Below are 20,087 nucleotides of genomic sequence, written 5' to 3'. Positions count from 1 at the left end.
CCCAAAGCCTATCGCTTATGCGTCAGGCTTGCTGAGTTTCAAGCGGTGAGCTTTTATGCTTTTTAAGATGGCCAAACGTCGCAACGCCTGTGGCACGCGGCGGCAAACTCAGTTCGCCTTTGGCGACTTTTTCGCGCAAATAACGATAGGTTTGCAGCGCCTGACTATACATATGCTCACCGATACTGAGTTCCTTGTACTCGCTTTGGCCATCATCAAACTGAGGCAAAGGCTTGACTAACGTGTCGTAATCACAGGCAAAAAACAGTGGGAACGAGTAACGTTCATGCGCCACTTTACGCACTCGGTGCGACGTCGCAACAAACTGGCCTGAAGTGAATACTTCTAACATATCGCCAATGTTGATCACCAGCGCTTCTTCATCACCCGCCTGAATGGGTGGCGCATCGATCCAGTCGCCGTGATCGTTCATCACTTCCAAACCGGGTTGATCGGAGAGCAGCATCGTGAAGCACTCGTAATCGGTGTGCGCACCAATACCCGGGCGATCCTCAGCTTCACCATTGTAGGGATAATGAATCAGGCGCAGTTTGGCGGGCGGGCAAGTCACCATCGCATCGAAGTAGTCTTCACGAAGGCCAAGCGCCAGCGCAAACCCTGAAAACAGTTTGCGTCCCAGCGCAAATACTGTGGTGTAATAATCAAGAACCGGTTCGCGAAATTCGCTTAGTTCCGGCCATTCATTTTCACCAATCAATGGCGTCTGATTCAGGACATACGGGTTGTCTTTCGGCGCGGGAAAACCAACATCGTAAGCTTCTTTGTGATCCGGTTTACCACTGCCGTAGATCTCTTCGCCTTCCGGCACAAACCCCTTATGAGTTTTCGAATGACCAATGTAGTAACGCATTTTGTCTTCAAACGACTGTGCAAAAAAACGTTTTGCCGCCCGGCGTAGCCCGGTGATGGTTTCAGCAGGAATGCCGTGCCCGGTAACGTATAAAAAACCCACTTCGCGCGCAGCTTTGCCCATTTCAGCAGCGACGCGCCGGCGCTCGCTCAGTGCATCGCTAAATAATCCTCGCACGTTAACCACAGGAATTTCGGTAAACGATTTGGCTGTGTCGATCATGATTCAATCCTTTGTTAATCCGCTTATTCTCATAGTGCAGAACATGGTTGTCATATCAAATATTAATGTTCTGCAAAACGTTGAAAATGCTCGCGTTCTTCCTTAGCAATCCAGTCATTGAGTGACCACAGATCCGCGACCGGCACATCGGTAAACGGCAAATGGTGAAGATAGCCATCCGGGCCAAATTCAGCAGTCATGGTGGTCACAGAGCGTCCGCTGTCCAGATGGTGTTGCCAAACTTGCTGCCACAGGATTTGGTGAAAGGTCAGAGAAGCTTGATATTCAGGTGCACCGGGGTGTGGCACTTGTGCGCCTTGGTCATAGCCAACGCGCGCTTGTACGTGAAACACACGTTGCAAATACTCGCTTAAGTCATCTTCCGGGCGGTCCAGCAAACGTTCACAGACTAAAAACCAGTGGCTGATATCCATGGTAAAAACCAGCTCCGGCACGCGTGCCATCAGCTCAAGCGTCACCCAAGGGCTATACAGGGATGAGCCACGATGGGTCTCAAAGCTGCACACAATCCCGGCCTGACTGGCGATGTCGATGGCACGACTGAAAAATCGTACTTGTGTCTCCATCGGCCAACGGTCATTACCGGCCAACACATTGACAAACCTGGCATTGAGCGCTTTGGCATACTCAAGCTGAGTTTCAAGTGTGTTTAAATGCTCATCGGGTGTTTTACTCTGATCCGGAATTACATCGCCGCCGGTAAAGATGATCGCAATGTAGCTCAGGCCGGTTTGCGCAAGCTGATGTTTAAATGCAGCGCGCTTGTGGTCATCGAGGATCACTCGCCCTTCGACGCCATCAAAACCGGCTTGTTTGAGTCGGGGGGCAATATCACTTAACGGCTCGCTCACCCCCCACAATGTTCGGTACAACTCAAGTTCCATCTCGATTTCCCTGTAGCTTGCTGCTCAGCTTATCCCTTTTCTTAAAAATGTTGCTTAACGACGGCGACTATTTTTCGCTGCGTTTGAGTGCCTGACACATACAGTGCACACCGCCGCCACCTTTGGTGATCATCGCGATATCCGGGTCAAACACGGTCAGACCACGCGCATGACACTGCTGTTTGAGGGTGAGACTCTCTTCAGGAATCAACACCCGCTCATTACCCAGCGAAACAATGTTGCAGCCAAGCTCCATGGCCTGTTTATACGGAATATCAATGATGTCAATCTGTTTGCTTTTCAGCCATGCGAGTAGTTCATCGGGTACCACAGCGGTGCATACCGCAGCCAGTTTTTCGGCAACCATCACGCACTGCACATCCATATGTAAAAAATGAGAATCGAATGGAACAGCGAAAAACTCCCAGCCCTCTTTTTCAAACCAACTTTTCACCTGAGCGAGTCCTGCTTCACTGGTGCGCTCACCGGAGTAACCACACAGCACCACGCCGGGTTCAATCAGCATAAAGTCGCCACCTTCAAAACAACCGGCAGTCACTACATCATAAATCGGGATCCCCGCTTGCTGGTAAAACGCCAACGCTGTAACCCATTCACTACGACGCCACGGGCTGTACATCTGGCTGATAATCGGTCCCCACGGCGTCATCACCGAAGAGTCACGGGCAAAAAGGCTGTAAGGTTGCTCCGCTTTGGCACTCAAAAAATGGACATTCACATCAGCCTGACGATAAACATCGAGCATCTCATTGTATTGGGCTTTAGCAACCGCTAAGTCATAGCGTGCGCCCGCATTCACGTGGCGACGTGACGTTGAGTTACCGGTGCGCCACTCATAGAAATCAATCGGCCCTACCAACACCTCTTGTAAACGACCGGTTTCGGAATAAATGCCCCAATCCGATAACGGCTCCGTACCCCCTTCAAGCTGGCGCCGACGCAATGGAAAAGTCATATTCAATAAATCCTTTTAGGCTGAAAGTTGAATTAAACTATGAAGCAGAACATTGGCACCGGCGACCAATTGCGCAGGCTCGGTGTGCTCTTTTTCATTGTGAGAAATACCGTCTTTGCACGGTACGAAAATCATTGCGGTCGGCCCGATGCCTGATAAATACACAGAGTCGTGCCCGGCACCGGAAACAATCGGCATCGAATCGAGTGCCAACTGATCCGCCGCAGTCTGAATCGCATCAATACACTGAGCATCAAATGCCACCGCCGGCGATTGCCATAACACCTCAATGTCACAGCTCAGACGAAGTGGTCTTGCCGCACTCTGGCACAGCGCCAAGATTTCTCGAGATAAAGCGTCCAACTCAGCCTGATTCGGATGGCGGACATCTAAGGTAAATGTGACGCGTTCCGGCACTGTGTTGGGCGATGACGGATAAGTGGCGATTTTGCCCACGGTTAACCGCGCCGCTTCACCATACTCAGCGGTTTTGCTAAACAGTTTGCTCAGCACTCTTGTCATACCTTGCACGGGGTCTTTACGCATCTGCATCGGTGTCGGACCGGCATGAACCGACTCACCGCTAAGCGTGACCTGATACCAGTTCATGCCCTGCACGCCAGACACCACACCGATGGTTTTTCGTTCTGCTTCAAGAATTGGCCCTTGCTCAATATGCAGTTCAAGCGCGGCTTTAAATGGAAATGCCTGACAAGGAATGGCGCCAAGCTGCTGACTTCGGGTAAGCGCATCCAAATAACTCACACCATTGTCATCTGACGAGCGATAGACATCGGCTTGCTTGAGTTTGCCGGCAAACACGCCAGATCCAGACATGGCCGGACTGAATCGTGCACCCTCTTCATTGCTCCAGACCACAATCTCGACCGGGTGCGGCAAGGTCATATTGCTGTCAGCCAGCGTGGTCATCACTTCCAGCGCGGCGAGTACACCATAAACACCGTCATACTTGCCGCCGGTAGGTTGTGTGTCTAAATGCGAACCCATCAAAATCGGTTCAAGCGCATCATTGTCGCCGCGAAAACGCACAAACAGGTTACCCATGCTATCAAGGCGCGGCTGCCCGCCGATGGCTTCACACCAATCAAGAAATAGCGCACGGCCTTGGCGATCTAAGTCGGTCAGCGCCTGACGGTTACAACCGCCATTTGGGCTTGCGCCGATTTGCGCCATCTCACTGATAAACTGGAGTAATCGGGATGCGTTAATACGCAGTGAATTGGGAGACAAGGTATTCATAGGCGTGTCGCTGTTGTGATCGATTCACTACAGATTAGCGACAAGTGACTTGGCAATGCTATTACCCGATTGAGGTATAGACGCTTAACGAGAGAAGTGCGAAGCTGGTTCGAGGTTGACTAAGTCATCAAAGATCTTGGCCAGCAATTCATGTTGAGAGCTGACTTCGAGCTTGCTGTAGATATTTTTGCGGTGCACCCGCTCGGTTTCGTATGAAATTTCCAGCAGCCGGGCGGCCTCTTTGCTGGAATAGCCGCGAATCAACAGTTGCATCACTTGGTTTTCGCGCGGTGTCAGCACCCCGGCGCCAAAATTGTAGATGTACTCTTTGACCTGCATGTTCGAGTCACGTTCCGGCGGCATTTTCTGATTATCATGCATTTTTACCGTTGAACTTAAAATCGGATACAGCGCCCGCAGCCGGGTTAACACCCGCTGATTAAACTTGGCTAACGTCTCGGTACGGCCAAGCGATAACAAATAGACGTTGTTGTTTCGTCCCTGCACGCAAAAACAGGTTTCATCAATCAGCTGTGAAGGGCGAAAATACTCTTCATAGTAGGCACTGTGGTAAAAATCGTCCGGTGCGATCTCATCTAACGTCACTAACCCTTCATTGCCTTGGTTGGCACAATAATCGTAAAACGGACTGAGCAGATATGCCCCTTGCAGGTATTTATCCCACACCGCAATTTCATCCACCGCAAATGAAGAGCACAACACGGTCGGCGCTTTCGACGGGTGATAAATCAGCATCACGTAATCATCAAAACTTGCCGCTGTACGCAGCAAATAGGTGAGTTTGTCGAAAAACTCCGGCTCACCAATTGCAAGGATCAGATCGGCAATTCCGTGAATGGTGGCATTATTGGCATCAGAGTGATGATAAAACATGAATCAATCGGCTGTTGTGTTGCTGGTTTTATGTTGTTCAAGGTATCAGATATCATACATGCTGTCTTAGGATTTATAAGTGAGATGTATGATTTACTCAGTTAAACTGCCTGTCAGATCACGGCTTAAAAATATAGCTCACCTCACCGACGATGTTATCACTGGTGATATAACCCAAATGTCGGCTATCCACTGAGTTGTCACGGTTATCGCCCATGAAGAAATAACTCTTTGCCGGCACGACGACTTTTTGCATATCTCCAGATGCTCTCATCCGGAGGTGTCGGATCGTGTATGTCACCCCATCTAACACTTGTTGATAGACTGTATGCCCCTCTTGCTGAGAGAGTTTTTCAGTTGTTAATACGGAGCCATTGAGTATGACTTGGTTACCGGTAATCGCCAGAGTATCCCCCGGCAGTGCAATTAATCGTTTCACATAAATGACATCTTTCCCCGGTAGATAAAAGGCATATAACTTCCCTCGTTGCATTAAATCAGCAGACGAAACGTCATCATTGCTGAGTTTGATGCCATAGGTTCCGTATGTGCCATAGCCAAACTTTTTGACCAGCACAAAATCTCCCGCATTGATTGTCGGCGCCATTGAAACAGAGGGAACGACAAACGGCTCATACAAGAAAGCGCGAACGAGGAACACGCTTGTGAAAAACACGCCATAAATGGTCGGAATCCCCCACCACTTTGAATACCACGCCCGTTCACGAGAGAGATTAAAATGTCTTACCACCAGATAAGCATGAATCGGGCAGATCAGGGAAAAAATGGCGACATATGATGTTTGATATCGCCAATCTAATATGGACACGAGAACAGAAAGCAGAAAATAAACCCAAAAGAGTTTAGGCCGATTTAAATATAGAAATGTAAACGCCTGTAAAAATACACCTAAAAGAATTGCAACCCATGTTTTAGGCCTCCAATCAATATCCAAAATGTTCTCCTCGATACGAGAATGAATCCCTCTCGCAGTGATATATCTATCCGATGATCTCAACGGAAATAGCGCAAGCGATGATGGATGAGCTATTTCGATTCAATTTGACCTCAATTGGTAACAACTCTTATTTGAACAACCGTTGAAGTTGGTCCCTGAGATTGGCGAGTGAATATGCAATATTCGACAGTCGGAAAACCTAGGTTAGGAGACAATTATATTCCGCCTGTACTGCGATTATTATTCTTGTGGTAGCATAATGGCATTCGCGACTAAATATGCGCCATCACAGTGACTAATTTTAAACTGCACTTTTTTGCCAGCCATTGATGCTGCAAGACCAACTGACATAGCTCTGTCAGCTAGTTTTACATTTTCAGAAGAGAATTTAACATAAGTGTAACTTTTACAAGAAACATTTGTAACAATTGGTGTTTTTTGCACGAAATAGACACCTGATTCATGAACTTCAATTGTTCCCGTATTAAACGGACCAACCCATTCATCTGACCATGCTGAAAAAGAAGTCAATGCTGCCATAATAAATAGTATACTTTTCATTTTTTATCCATACTTAGAACTTAGATTAAACAAAGAGCTCAGTTCAGCTAAGAACAGCCCACCAAACCTCACCCATGACTCTGTAAATACAAAAACCCACTTTAAACCTAAAATATTATGCGTAGCAAATCATACTTAAATAATTTATATAGCGACTTTACGTTACATGATATGTTGCGGGACGCTGAGATACAGCTTCCCAGTATCTTCAAAGCCACATTTACAGTAACAGTGATAAGCCGCTTTATTGCGACAATTCACCGTTAATTGAAGGACTTCAAAATCTGGATAATTTTTAGCCACATAAGCAGAGAATAAGTTTATTGCTTTGGTTCCGACGCCCTGACTTTGGCAATGATGATCGACTAAAAGTGCTCTGATACCTAAAGCTTTGAAATCACTGAAACGATATTTTTCTACTGCAATCATTTTTCCTCTCAAGCTTTAATAACACCTAAATCTGAGTTGTTAATTTTATTTAGTCAGTAATTTCAATGTATTGCTCAGTTAAATCCGGCTCTTCAAAGAAACCATCAAATAATGAAATATCCTTCTCTTCAATTTTGAAAGAATGAATGTCATTACCTGAATTACGTGACAGGTTTCTCTGTAAACGAATGTTCAGAGGAATATTAAAATAAATTTGTTCAACGAAGAAACCTTCACTTTCAAAGAACTGTCTATGTTTTTGACGTTCTGAGCGTTTCCAGAATCCCCAATCTAAGTAAACGGTAATGCCCTTTTTCAAAAATTGTAAAGCCATTCGTTTTAGGTAATTTTCACACCCTTGATATGAATCATCGAGCTGTTGTCTCGTTGGTTCACTGCCGAAAATATCAAGTTGAAGTTCATCTAACGACAGAAAGACCCCCATACCATCATCTTGCATTTTCCTAGCATAACTTGTTTTACCACAAGCCACTTTCCCGACCAAAAATATAACTTTAGCTTTATTTAAACTACTCATTAAAGCACCTTGTCAATGAATAAAAATCATGCCCGACTAAGGAGTAAAAACAAGACCATTTACTCGACTTAATCCGCCGGACCCCCAAAAACAAGCCGAACCAAAAGTGCCGGAGATTACTGTCCCTTTGAGTTGCCTGTAATGTTTATTTAGGGAAGCCTTCGACCTTAGCTGCTTGTATACCAGCCTTGTGCCACTCAGTCTGCTCTGAACAGAAGATTTGAGCATCAAGAGCCTTTGATGGTTCTTCATTTAAAGAGCCGGCCGGGACAATTAGGAACTTCCCACTTTGAGTCAGAAATGGTAAACCAGAACCACATTCCGTGCAAAATGCCTTCGAAAATGAGCGTGTAGGGTGGTCATAACGTTTTATTTTGTCTTCACCTTTCGTCCACTCAATGTTCAACGGAGACGTAAACAAGTTCGAAGCATGAGCCGATCCTGTCAGTTTTCTACACTGCTCACAGTGACAGAAGAAAAACTTACCGAAGTCATCTTTAACTTTAAAAGCAACACTTTCGCAGCAGCAACTGCCCGTAATTTCTCTATTCATCTCAAACCTTCATGTTTGTTTTCGTGGGTAGCCCAAAGCTCTGAAGCCACATAATACTTCAATCACACGTCTGTCGCGTGCATTGGTTTGTTATCTTCTACTAACTTATCAATTTGAGGTTGATTTAACCGAAATACTGAAATTTCATCTAATTTTTGAGCTCCTACATTCAAATAAAACTTAATTGCAGCATCATTTGTTTTAAGTGCCCACCACTCAAACCGGGCACAATCTTTTTCTTTAGCTATTTGAGCCAGATACATGAGTGCTTTCTTGCCAATTCCCCGTCCTTGGTACTTTGGTTCAACATATAAATCATCCAGATGCAGACCTCGTTTTCCGGTTGTAGTTGAAAATGTAAAGTAGTAAACAGCAAATCCGCATGGTTTCTCATCCAGATAAAAAATAACGGCTTTTGCGACAGCATCTTTGCCGAGTAGATTCGTCTCTATGTCCGATAGAGTAACAGAAATTGGAAAAGGAAATTTTTCGCTAATAGCCAAATCTCTAATGTATTTCAAGATCAATTTCGAGTCAGCATCTTGGGCCGGTACAAATTTCAACATTTAATTTTCACTCTGAGAGATAACGCCACACACAGTGGTACAGGGGCCGACAAATAAGCGTAACGTTTTGCCTGCTGCAAACGCCTCCTGAGACATTGTGTGTATGGCTGATTTATTACCCAAGACTTCTTGTTTACCAAAAACTTCTTGGTTGAGCAGCAACTGTCAACGGTTAACCGCATCATTGGCTTGTTATGCAAACTTACTCCGAAACATAAAATATACCGCCCCGACAAGACAAAGACCCGCCCATAAATAATCGAGTTTGAGCGGTTCTTTGAGGTACATAACTGAAAAAGGAACAAACACTGATAACGTAATGACCTCTTGAATAATTTTAAGTTGACCGACGGTTAATACACTATATCCGATACGGTTTGCAGGCACCTGAAATAAATACTCTAAAAGTGCAATTCCCCAGCTTACTAATGCTGCAATTATCCAAGGCTTATTACTCAGCTCTTTCAGATGTGCATACCAAGCAAATGTCATAAATACATTGCTACAAACCAGTAAACCGATTGAGATTAATATTGGATGCATAGTTTCTCTTATTTTCCATAACGCCTAAATGAGTGCGTTTTTATCTAAACAATTAACAAACAATTTGTGGAAAAATTTGTGTGCCAAAGCAAATATCAATGACATTTAATTGTTGTCCGGTTATACATCCTCTCTATTCAACATCTGATATACACAGTAAAAAATTAATTACCTTCTGAGTTGACTGACTATATGGCTCAGTAAAATCCATATGGGTCCCCTCTTTTATTCCCACAAGAGAAAACAGGGCGTCCAACTGTATGTACCTTTGTCTGATGGTTAATCCATGATACAGATTGCTGATTTTCTTATTCATACGTCATGTCTATGACACCAGAATTTCAGCGGTTATGGCCTCTAATTTGACACCGAAGCTCGATATACTAGGCAATGTCGCATTATGATGAGCCCGAATTTGTTCACTGGTCGCGTGCGCTTTGTCATGAGTGGTATGTGCGTTGGTAACCAAAGTGACTGGATAACCCAGACCAGCTGCTCGCCGAGCGGTTGTGTCTACACAAAATTCTGTTGCGTAGCCGCAGATATAAAGATGCTCAACACAAAGCTCTTGTAGCAACGGCTCCAAGTTTGTGCGTAAAAACGAATCCGGCGTTGTTTTGCGTACAAAATGATCACTGTTTGCAACACATAATGATGACTGTAATTGCCAGCCTTCACTGCCAAATTCGATTGGCGTTTCCGCTTGTTCATGTTGGATAAAGATCACTGGAATATGCTTTTGACGCGCCCAATCTGTGACTTGATTAATTCGAGTTAAAACCTCATTCCTTTCAAATGGTTGAGGCTCTGGGTCAAATAAAACATGCTGCACATCAATCACAAGTACTGCCGATTTCATAAAATTTCCTTTGTAAGCGGGCTAACGCCTTTCCGCATCCGAAACGTCACTATCCACACCAATAAAATTGGCATTTATTTATAGCAAACTGCGACAGTAATTCCTACTTTCAATCGCTTATCGACCATAAAAATACGGTATGTCCAATCGATGAATTGACAGGCATAAAAAAAGCCAATCACAAGGTCGTGATTGGCTATCAATATGAACAAATTTGGTTCACTAACAACGTCAGTTGGCTAGGTGACCCTCGGCTTAATAAGGGTCGATGTATATAAAGCACAATACGTGCCAACTTACATTTATTTTTTAAATTGTTGATATAATTGGATTTTATTTCAATGTATCGGGTTTTATTGCATATACCGACATAACTGAATTGCAAAATACGAACTAATTCCCATTTTGCAAAATACATATACTGAACGTGCGACACCGCTTCGAGACACATATTAGCCCCCGAATGCCACCAGTTGCAAAACAACAACTATAATAATTCGATAGTGATTAATCATAATTATATATGTTCATTTGTGATTATTTTTAAGTTTTTTATTACTTATTATAATGAAATACTTTTCTCTGGCAGAGATACTATCGTAAGATACTGATATAAAATGAAATATACCCAATTCATTTCAAATTTCTGCATGATAACAACGCATTTTACACGGACAGTGGCCAATATGACCACGCATCACATGGAGCTTGTATGAATATTCGGAGTTTACGCTCACAACTACTGATATTGGCTGTACTTATCAATTTACTCATCAGCTGTTTTTTTACTTACTTCTCTTACAACAATGAGAAAGAACTTTTACTGAAAAGCATTGACGCTCAACTCACAATCAGTGCAACCGCATTACCGACCATTCTCGGGGACGGTTACCAAGACAGAACCAGTGTCAGTGATGATGAATACCTGCAACGTGTGAAAGAGATTTCTGCGTTTGCCAAACGAGCCCACATGACTTACGTGTACACCATGGTCGAAAAAAACGGCAAAATATTTCAGAGTTTTACCAGCGCACCGGATGCCACGATTGTCGATGGCACATACGAGCGTTATATGAGCGAATATGAAGATGCGAGCGATCTGCTGCAAAGCGTCTTTCAAACCCCACGCGTTACCTACGAAGACTATGCCGATGACCAAGGCAATTTCCGGTCAGTGTTTATTCCCTTTCACTCCCCGAATGGAAAATTATATATCGCGGGTGCTGATGTACCGATTGACCACATTAACAAAACCCTCAATGGTTATTTGATTACCAACGCTGAAATTGCCTTACTGGGCTTCGTATTATCTACCATGGCTTTCTGGTTTTTCTGTACTCCCTTACTACGCCATCTGCAAAGAATTCGCGCTCAACTGGCTGCGGCTGCAGAAAATCTCGATTTAACACACCAATTTGATAGCAAAATCAAGAATGAACTCGGTGCGATCAGTGAGGATATGAATCGGCTATTCACTCGTTTTGCTGCCGGTATCAATCAGGTCAGTGAAGCCGCGAACCATAACGTGCGGCTCTCTGACCAAGTGTCTGAAAATGCACAAAGTATCCGGCGTAATTTGACCCATAGTCAGGAACAAGTCGGCAGTACCAACCATCGTAGTCACGCCATGTATGATCAACTGGCAGCCAATGCCGATCAGAGCACTCAGCTTTCAACAGAGCTGAGTAACGCTGTCGCGGAACTCAATAATATTGAAGCAACCTTCTCCAATCTCGATCAAGCCGTGAATCGTAATCTCAAAAATGAACTGACCCTGTCAGAACAGTTGACCGCGCTCAGTAAAGACACCAAAGAGATTAATTCTATTCTCGATATGATCCATTCATTGGCCGATCAAACCAATCTGTTAGCGCTGAATGCTGCCATCGAAGCAGCCCGGGCCGGAGAAGCGGGACGCGGGTTCGCCGTGGTCGCAGATGAGGTCCGCTCGCTCTCTGTACATACCGAGAAAAATCTGGGACTGATTCAGGAAACCCTTTCCCGGATCACCACCAGCATCAGCGATGCATGTCATCAGATGGATAACTCCGTGAATGAAATGACGGCTCTGACTGAAGCATCCCAGTCAGGCTATACGCAGTTAAAACATTGCGCTAAAACGATTCTCAATCAGCAGGAAAAAATCACCCATTGGGTGCAAGACAGTCAACAGACACAGCAGCAAGCGAATGATATTCAGCAAGAAATGGAGCTGACCGTCACTCAAATTACGCAAGCCTATGATGATACCGAACGAGTCTCCGGGGCTGCGGCAGAACTGGAAAACAGTGCAAGGCAACTGCTGAGTCTGAGTCATCAGTTTAAAACAAACTGACGTCTAACATGCGTAATGAACAGGCCTCGAAATGAACGAATGCCTTAGCTTGCACACGAATAAAGTTTGCTGCGTGATATTGGCAACAAGTTTGAATTTATTTCCTCACAGCTATGAAATCAGACTTATAATAATCGGGATGGTGTCACGATAACGAAGAGGGAAAACTATGAATTTCAGGATTGTGTCGGCTTTTATCACTGGTTTTATCCTCACGCTGGTCGTTCCCCCGAGTGCACAATCCGCCCCGGAAGAGAGACAAAATTGTGTCACGGTGATCACATCCGGTAGTACCAGTCGGCCGTTTTGGTCAAAAGTCATAGAGGGCGCGACCCAAGCAGGCAAAGAATTGGGATTGAAAGTCTACGCCAGAGGAACTGTTGAAGATTCCGATTCTACCGGGCAAAAATTCGTCTTAGAGAATACGATGAAGCTGTTCCACTGTCGCGGTCTCGTGATAGCACCATCAGATGTCAGTCGCAATCAGGACATGGCTCGCTTAAAAGCAGAAGGCATTCCGGTGATTTATATTGATCGGGATACCGGAGGCGAGCGGCTTGCTTCTGTCACCACGGATAACTACGCTGCGGGACAGCTGGCCGCTCAAAAAATGGGGGAAGCATTAGGCTATCAGGGAAATGTCGTGCTTTTCCGCCTCAAGAAAGGTGTTGCATCGACAGATGCAAGGGAACGTGGCTTTGCGGATGAAGCCCAAAAGATCGGGCTGACAATCATTGCCGATGCTTATTTGGGCACGCAAGTGGGTGATGCGCGTTCAAAGGCAGCCGCACTACTGAAACAATTTTCTCATGTCGATGGCATTTTTACCCCGAACGATACCACAACGATTGGCGTGTTGATTGCACGAGAAAACTATCCCAATCAATCTCATGTCATTCACATTGGCTTTGATGAACAAGAAATGATTATTGAAAGCCTCAAGAAGGGAGAACTGTACGGCTATATGATTCAGCTCCCGTTTAAAATGGGCTATCAGGGAGTCTGGCTGATTCATGAAGCGCTTCAGGGAAAAACGGTTCAAGGCCAATTACACACACCAATTGAGTTTATCTCTCGTCCGCAGCCCACCTCGACAGAATCAACGACTACATCACAACAGCCATAATTCATCATAGGCTGCTGGCAGGGGGGGGATGAACAATCCAATTGCATCGCCCCTTGTAAAACCGGCCCCATAAAAAAAGCCAATCACAAAGTCGTGATTGGCTATCAATATGAACAAATTTGGTTCACTAACAACGTCAGTTGGCTAGGTGATCCTTCGGCTTAAAAAGGATCAATCTTAGTATTGCACTATACGTGCCAACTCTTTAATAAAGTTTAAGCAATTGTTTTTATTGACTATTTTTTATTAAGAAATCAATTTATAGCATATTGACTCATAATAAATTTTCAAAATGAAAATATTTTCTCATTTTGCAAAAAATATTCCTCAAAAGGCATAATCAAAACAATCTCCGGCTATATATGTATTATAATCCGTCTTATTCGTATGTCCGTCTCGGAGCCAACATCTCGTACACTGCAAACATCAGTAACTTCACATCAATTCATCTTTTATGCTGTAACATCGATGGTAATGGTGCGATTGAGACGTCAGAACAGAAAAAGGCATCATGATTTGTCGCCATAATCATTTGTTATGTTTTGGGGCTAAGCTTAGAAACCAAGCCCACAACTCTCTGACCTAAATACTTCGCTGACAACAAGTCAACCTCATCTGCGACACCATCAACCGATAGAGCAACGACACCAAGCTGGCAACCTAAACGATTTAAACCTTGATCTCTATAGCCATGCGCTAAATCCAGACCAACCCAGTACATGCCGTGTTGACTGGCCAAAGTAAACAGATAATTCAACGTACTCGCTTGATCTCCATTCGGAGCGCTGCCACTTGTAAAACCAGCGGCAACTTTATTTGACCACATTTGGTCACTCCAATAATCACTACTTGCATCAGCAAACGCTTTAAACTGAGCTGAAACGCCACCCATATATGTCGGCGACCCCATGATGATCGCATCACACTCAAGTAATCTTTCGAAAAGTGTCGGATTGATGAATCGACCTTCGATGATTTCTTTTCCCACAATTCGATACTCAAGCACAGTTGCATCCGGATCTTCGTCATAAATGCCATTAATAACCGCTTGTGCTAATTTTCCTGTAACATCCGTTTTTGTGAAATAAATAACTGCTATTTTCACAGATTTGTTCCTTTTATCCGAAAAAAATATAACGAAGCCAAGTGACTGCAAACATCCCGCTATACCCTAAATAACTACCGTAAACGCACTAGCCGATAAGCAATAAATCTATTTCTCAGATTTACTCCGAATTTAATTTTGCACTAAAACGTGCCCTAAAAAAACTGATTTTTAGACGATATTCTTCTTGAGACCAACCTGCACACGACATTTTGAGTTCATTGTATTATCGAACTTAGGAGGCATAGCCTCGATCAGTCAGCGCGTTAGCGGCTAGCTGGGTTGATTTATTAGCGCTGGTGATTTTAATAACAAACTCAAATCCAAAAACGACACAGAATGACATCAGCAACCAAACCAGCCATTCAAAACCATTTTGCACCAAGACAACATGAAATGGATTTCCGACCATATAGTTGATACCAAAACCGCTGAGTTTAACGCGTTTGATTATTTGGTTATGCTTCAGGAAGTCTATGAGCAGGGATAAAAGTCCCCTTTAGTGCTGTATGAGATAAAATCGAATCAATAATTGTTTTCGATGCTATGCTAGCAAAATTCATAAAGATTACCATAGGCAAAGTATGTAACAAGAGTAATATCTGTATAGCGAGTAATTAAAATAACTTCTATATGACTGGCAATTCATCTTTGGACATTAATTGAATTAAGCCGAAGTCCATAAAAATCAGTTTCACGGTGTTTTGGGTTTTTACGCACAAACTTCCAACCATATTTCTTGTAAAAATTGATCGCTCGCAAATTAGTTCGGCTCACTGAAAGCATCACGTACTCACATCCTGACTTCGTAAGCTTATTAACGATGTACTTGTGAAGTTCAGGCGCTAACCCGCAACCACGAAAACCTGGTTTCAAGTAAATTAGATTGATATAGCCAGCATTATGCTCAGAAGAATGGGTGTGAAACTCCAACTGTCCAACAAGCTGGTCGTTTACAATGACATGTATATAAAACCATTCTGGATTGTTCAATCTTTCAGCCATTCGCTCACGATAGCCTCTAAGGAAGGTTTCGAGCCCGTCATAATGACCAAAACTGCAGAAATAGGCATCCCTTCTAGCCTCAATGCATGCATCAAAATCAACACTAATGTCTATTTTCTTGAAAACAATTTCCATACGACCATTACCAACGAATTTTTATCAGACTTTCATTTTTTTGCTCTAGTGAAACACCTTAATAGATGAACAATGGAGACTTAAAAGGTGAACATTGAATCGCTCTAACGGGCTGAAACAAAAGGGGCACTTCAGAGTTATGAGAACGCGATTCAAATCAACCTAGATATAAATTGTATGTTGTGAGTAACAGTACTAACACACTTTTGGACAGAACTCATTTAGAATTGGTCGCCAAATGTAAAATTTTTTATTAGCTGAGTTATTACAATAGTAGCAACGTTACTCTAAGTAATCCTTTTCTTCGTCTACTTTTCATTTTGACTAGCTAGCTTTGATCTGGTTTCTGCATTAATTATGTCTATAACAGTTTTGTCTATATAACCTAATAATTCTGTTAATTTCCCTTTATTCATTGAACTATCGATTTCATCAATTTCCTTTTTTATCTTTTTTTGTAAATCCTTGACAATTTCAAATTCAGGTTCTAAAAATTGGTAAATGTTACTTATATTATACCTTGAAGATAAATACTGACCAAAAATAATAGATTCATTTATAGTCCAATTATCTATAATTCCAGACACTACTTCGTCTAAATTAAATTTATTTAAAAATGGTTTTGTATCATATGTCTGATAGATTTTATTACTAACTTCATACCATGAGCGAACGAACGACTCTTGAAATATTGATGATTTATATATTTCATCTTTTTGTTTAAAAGCAGGAAACAACTCTTGATGTAACTTTATAATTTTATCACTCCACAATCGTTCATTAATTGTACGTTCAAAGTATCTATTTTCTACAGAACTATCCCAACGTTCAAAAAAATCATATTCCGATATGATATTTTTAGCTTGAATGATTAATTGTTCAATATCTTTATCTATATAATGGTGTTCAATCAAGTAATGGTATGCATCAAGAGCCTTAATCCAATCAAAATATGACTTCGACTCACTACTAAGAATAAATTTCTCCGTATCTTTGACTGCGTCATTAAAATCATTTTCATCCATGTCTCTAAAATTAAAAGAAATAATACGTGCTAATGGTGTTGAGGAAAGAGGTATACTAAACTCTTCAATAAAACGTTCAGGTAATCTAATCAGTCCAAGAGCATAAGACACGAGGGGTTTAGGAATACGTCCATTAGGAGTGATCATTATCCTTTCAAGTAGTTTCTGACGTTCATCAACCAATTCTTCAGTTTCAATATTTTGATTTTTACGAATTTGTTCAACAACTTGTTTTTCAATTAAACTTGGAGCATTTTCGACATGATTTTGCAGTATTTTTGCAGAAAAACCATGCTCATAATGAGCATGACAAATACGAGAGATATTATCTATTAAATTTACAAGAGCTTTCGTATGGTCTACTAAATCGATTTTTTTAACAGCACTTTGTACCATAGCATATCTTTGTAAAATACGTTGAATAACGCGAAAATTGTTTAATTTTAGTTCTTCAATTATATTAGTAAATCTTTTTTTAAGACATCACATAATAGATTTGGATATTTTTTATCAATAAAAATCATGATATCATCAGGGGCAGGATTGATTGAGACTCTATTTAGAAATGTTTTTTCTAATAGTTGAAAACTTCCAACTTGATCAATATTTGCTACAACAACAACCCAAACATTTATATTATTTTCTACAAGATTTAAAATTTCACCAAGTACTTCAGATATCAATTTTTGACTTGATGCTCTTTCGAGATCATCAATAACAATATTCACATTTTTAATTTTACTCAAAAGTTTATGCTTTATTGGTTTAGCCAGAGCACTTATGACCCCATTGATGGTACCACCATCACCCAAAGCTCGAGTAGTACCACCTACTAAATTCTTTACAGAAGATACCCACCCCGAACTATGAGAATTATGCGTATAATTTAGCGATAATATTTTATCTCTAAAATCATCTAAACTAGTTAAACCATATACAGAGATATAGTGAACATCATTATTATTTTCTTTTTTTAATTCTGGAATTAATTGATTTTTTGTTAAGTATGTTTTGCCACTTCCCCATGGTCCTGTAAGTATTACAATAGTGGGGAAACTTCCATCATTTAGAAAATCTATAACTTGCTGACTTGAGGTATATTTTTTCACCAGATTAACCCTTAACCACATAGTAAATAAGATTCATACTACATCTTCTTTAAAAGAATGGAAGAATTCATTATTTTTTATATTTAAACGATGTATTAGGCAAAGGCCATACAACATCAACCTAAACAACTTTGGGGACAGTTTCTTGCAAGCCGAGATCAAGCTGACACATTGATGGACAAAACCTTGTTACGAACTGCAAAACTCTCAAATTGTCGATAAGGTAAGTGGATAGTTATATGGTGTATCACTGTATTTACTATCCACTTAATTTCAGTTACATCGGAAAATCTGGCTCTTCTGAGCCAGATCCTTCCAACTCCTTTCTTGTGTCGGTAAGGATTTTCGTCAGAGTTGCCAACATGTAATCTTTGAATTTATCAGTAGCCAAAGTTCTGTCAAAGGTCTCTCTAGCCAAGAATCGCTCCATCTCTTTTGAAAACTCTTCACCGTACACAATCTCTTTAAGTGAAGAGATGCGAGCATCTAGCATGTCCTTAAAGCCTTCGAGCTTGTAGTCTTCGATTTTCTGGCGCACCAAATCAATATTCAGCGCGGCACCATTTCGCTTCAAAAACACCAGATCCCAAACATCTCTATACCTGATATATTTCTGTGTAGCAGGGAGGGAAATAATTTTATCAGCCATAACTTCATCAAGGGTTTCCGTGTAAATTAACGTTGATGAGTAACCATCCGGAAGAAAATCATAGTTCTTACCTAGAGGTAATGGCTCCTTGGTGTAGGCAGGGATATTTGCTATCTCTAGTTTAATTCTCTGTTTAGCTAAGTGTTTTTGCCCCGGTGAAGTCACTACCGCAATTTGCCATTTATCAATATTCAGCTCAGCATACTTCGGATCTTTCTTAAGCGAGCTTGGCTCCTTGACTGTAACCTCAAGCCCGTAACGTTCACCGATGTATTTTTCAATTACCTCCTTCATTTCAATTAACATTTTGCTACTGAAATCTTTCCCGCCAGCGAAATCCAAGTCTTCACTATATCGGTTGGAGCCTCTACATAGGCGTAAAGAAGTACCGCCTTGAAAAACTAGCCGATCTAGCAACTTCGATTCATCTAGTGCAAACAAGATGTCGTAATGAAGGAGTTCCTTCTCAATTACAGGGCGCATATCCTTTGTGCCACCCTGAGCGAGCGCCATCTCCACTAGCGCATCAAAATCTTCTTTCGTCTTAGTCATGTGTCATTGCATCCATATTAATCAAATGCGTATTACGACCCACACGCTTCAAATCTCTTAATGCGGCAACCTTTGATGCAACCCTAAGCGGCCTATCGGTGTTGATCACCTGACTTAAAATATCTGAAACTGAGCGTTTTGTATGTGTGAACTCGATTACTCCGTAATCTGTCTTGTACGTTCCCTTGGCCCCTGTTGTCATCAAGGTAAGTCTGTCTACTGGGATTTGAGAAATAACCCCATAAGAAGACAATGCCGACTCAAGGCTTACGTAGTTGTACTCGCCTCTTCTTAAAGCGGTAGCAATAAGCTCAATGGTCTTTGAGGTGTTTTTGTTTTTTGATAAGCCGTATACGTAGACCCCTCTCGCTGGTCGCTCTAGTAATCCTGTTTTTACTAGGCGAGCAAGGCTATCGTTCAATGAACGGGGGGAATCTTCGTGAAAAATTTTGGCTAAATCTCGGTGCAAAAAGACATAACGACCCTTTGAATCTAGCTCGTTAAGTCTGCTAATCGCTAATTCTTGTCTCATAGTTTTAAGTCTATAGTTATTACTGTTATAGGCAGTATAAGTCACTACTTATCAGAAAATCAACAAGTGGTTAGTTATTACAGGTAAAGGCAGTATAACCCATGACTTATTTCTATAAATGATACTTAAGTAAATACTTATTACAGTTATAGGCAGTATAAGTATATACTTTGTTTTTGCGATCAAGCTAAGAAGAGTACCCCTAGTTAGTTCCAGTCTATTATCGGAATACCACAAACCCCCTTCTAAAACGAGCCGCAATTGCGGCTCGAAATCTAAATCACCAATAACTACACCAAATGTTCTCCGTCAATCTCTTGATGGTAGCGCACGTAATGGGTGGTAATCAGGTTATTCAGATACAACAGCACATTGCGCA

General features: G+C 42.2%; 21 protein-coding genes. 2 read left to right on the top strand and 19 right to left on the bottom strand.

Annotation, left to right across the window (positions count from 1 at the left end; genetic code table 11):
• Positions 1-22 precede the first annotated feature (22 nt).
• From VRK_RS16445 to VRK_RS16385, 13 genes are all read right to left on the bottom strand, one after another.
• Positions 23-1,093, bottom strand: coding sequence for an isopenicillin N synthase family dioxygenase (locus VRK_RS16445; protein WP_059122373.1), 1,071 nt, complete (start codon positions 1,091-1,093; stop codon positions 23-25).
• Between the two features lie 62 nt (positions 1,094-1,155).
• Positions 1,156-1,998 carry a sugar phosphate isomerase/epimerase family protein gene (locus VRK_RS16440; RefSeq protein ID WP_059122372.1) on the bottom strand — a complete coding sequence of 281 codons (843 nt, stop codon included), beginning with the start codon at positions 1,996-1,998 and terminating at the stop codon, positions 1,156-1,158.
• A gap of 67 nt (positions 1,999-2,065) precedes the next feature.
• Positions 2,066-2,974: a dimethylarginine dimethylaminohydrolase family protein gene (locus tag VRK_RS16435; protein ID WP_059122371.1), complete on the bottom strand. Its 909-nt coding sequence runs from the start codon at positions 2,972-2,974 to the stop codon at positions 2,066-2,068.
• A gap of 15 nt (positions 2,975-2,989) precedes the next feature.
• Positions 2,990-4,234: a Zn-dependent hydrolase gene (locus VRK_RS16430; protein WP_059122370.1), complete on the bottom strand. Its 1,245-nt coding sequence runs from the start codon at positions 4,232-4,234 to the stop codon at positions 2,990-2,992.
• An 84-nt stretch (positions 4,235-4,318) separates the two neighbouring features.
• Entirely contained in the window at positions 4,319-5,128 is an 810-nt protein-coding gene (locus VRK_RS16425) for a helix-turn-helix transcriptional regulator (protein ID WP_059122369.1), read from the bottom strand.
• A gap of 118 nt (positions 5,129-5,246) precedes the next feature.
• Positions 5,247-6,083 (bottom strand): signal peptidase I, encoded by an 837-nt coding sequence (lepB, locus tag VRK_RS16420; protein ID WP_059122368.1) that lies wholly within the window; start codon positions 6,081-6,083, stop codon positions 5,247-5,249.
• A gap of 243 nt (positions 6,084-6,326) precedes the next feature.
• Positions 6,327-6,647 carry a hypothetical protein gene (locus tag VRK_RS16415; protein ID WP_059122367.1) on the bottom strand — a complete coding sequence of 107 codons (321 nt, stop codon included), beginning with the start codon at positions 6,645-6,647 and terminating at the stop codon, positions 6,327-6,329.
• Positions 6,648-6,809: 162 nt separating this feature from the next.
• Positions 6,810-7,076, bottom strand: coding sequence for a GNAT family N-acetyltransferase (locus VRK_RS16410; protein WP_059122366.1), 267 nt, complete (start codon positions 7,074-7,076; stop codon positions 6,810-6,812).
• 49 nt (positions 7,077-7,125) lie between these two features.
• The gene (locus VRK_RS16405; protein ID WP_059122365.1) at positions 7,126-7,614 is read right to left on the bottom strand and encodes an ATP-binding protein; all 489 of its coding nucleotides are present in this window, start codon (positions 7,612-7,614) and stop codon (positions 7,126-7,128) included.
• 145 nt (positions 7,615-7,759) lie between these two features.
• Complete coding sequence (locus VRK_RS16400) at positions 7,760-8,167, bottom strand: GFA family protein (RefSeq protein WP_059122364.1); 408 nt, start codon at positions 8,165-8,167, stop codon at positions 7,760-7,762.
• 62 nt (positions 8,168-8,229) lie between these two features.
• Positions 8,230-8,733: a GNAT family N-acetyltransferase gene (locus VRK_RS16395; RefSeq protein WP_059122363.1), complete on the bottom strand. Its 504-nt coding sequence runs from the start codon at positions 8,731-8,733 to the stop codon at positions 8,230-8,232.
• Positions 8,734-8,925: 192 nt separating this feature from the next.
• On the bottom strand, positions 8,926-9,276 hold the full coding sequence (locus VRK_RS16390; protein ID WP_059122362.1) for a DMT family protein: 351 nt from the start codon (positions 9,274-9,276) through the stop codon (positions 8,926-8,928).
• A 325-nt stretch (positions 9,277-9,601) separates the two neighbouring features.
• Entirely contained in the window at positions 9,602-10,135 is a 534-nt protein-coding gene (locus tag VRK_RS16385) for a cysteine hydrolase family protein (RefSeq protein WP_059122361.1), read from the bottom strand.
• A 712-nt stretch (positions 10,136-10,847) separates the two neighbouring features.
• On the opposite strand from VRK_RS16385, the gene VRK_RS16380 reads away from it, so the two are divergent.
• Together VRK_RS16380 and VRK_RS16375 are read left to right on the top strand one after the other, a co-directional pair.
• Positions 10,848-12,470, top strand: a complete 1,623-nt coding sequence (locus tag VRK_RS16380) for a methyl-accepting chemotaxis protein (RefSeq protein WP_059122360.1) — start codon at positions 10,848-10,850, stop codon at positions 12,468-12,470.
• Between the two features lie 169 nt (positions 12,471-12,639).
• Positions 12,640-13,596 (top strand): ABC transporter substrate-binding protein, encoded by a 957-nt coding sequence (locus VRK_RS16375; protein WP_059122359.1) that lies wholly within the window; start codon positions 12,640-12,642, stop codon positions 13,594-13,596.
• Positions 13,597-14,131: 535 nt separating this feature from the next.
• On the opposite strand, the gene VRK_RS16370 is transcribed toward VRK_RS16375, so the two are convergent.
• The 6 genes from VRK_RS16370 to abiEi all read right to left on the bottom strand — a co-directional run bounded on the left by VRK_RS16370 (position 14,132) and on the right by abiEi (position 19,708).
• Positions 14,132-14,701 (bottom strand): flavodoxin family protein, encoded by a 570-nt coding sequence (locus tag VRK_RS16370; RefSeq protein WP_059122358.1) that lies wholly within the window; start codon positions 14,699-14,701, stop codon positions 14,132-14,134.
• A gap of 645 nt (positions 14,702-15,346) precedes the next feature.
• A complete protein-coding gene (locus VRK_RS16365) occupies positions 15,347-15,841 on the bottom strand; it encodes a GNAT family N-acetyltransferase (protein ID WP_059122357.1) in 495 nt (164 codons plus the stop codon).
• A 308-nt stretch (positions 15,842-16,149) separates the two neighbouring features.
• Positions 16,150-17,262 carry a hypothetical protein gene (locus VRK_RS16360; protein WP_059122356.1) on the bottom strand — a complete coding sequence of 371 codons (1,113 nt, stop codon included), beginning with the start codon at positions 17,260-17,262 and terminating at the stop codon, positions 16,150-16,152.
• 59 nt (positions 17,263-17,321) lie between these two features.
• Positions 17,322-17,975, bottom strand: coding sequence for a P-loop NTPase fold protein (locus tag VRK_RS16355; RefSeq protein ID WP_197413133.1), 654 nt, complete (start codon positions 17,973-17,975; stop codon positions 17,322-17,324).
• Positions 17,976-18,252: 277 nt separating this feature from the next.
• Positions 18,253-19,176, bottom strand: a complete 924-nt coding sequence (locus VRK_RS16350) for a nucleotidyl transferase AbiEii/AbiGii toxin family protein (protein ID WP_059122354.1) — start codon at positions 19,174-19,176, stop codon at positions 18,253-18,255.
• Positions 19,169-19,708 carry a type IV toxin-antitoxin system AbiEi family antitoxin gene (gene abiEi, locus VRK_RS16345; protein ID WP_059122813.1) on the bottom strand — a complete coding sequence of 180 codons (540 nt, stop codon included), beginning with the start codon at positions 19,706-19,708 and terminating at the stop codon, positions 19,169-19,171. Before abiEi ends, VRK_RS16350 begins: the two co-directional genes overlap by 8 nt.
• Positions 19,709-20,087 lie beyond the last annotated feature (379 nt).

The organism is Vibrio sp. MEBiC08052 (assembly GCF_001506075.1).
Lineage (GTDB): Bacteria > Pseudomonadota > Gammaproteobacteria > Enterobacterales > Vibrionaceae > Vibrio.
This window is presented reverse-complemented; position numbering and strand designations above follow the sequence as displayed.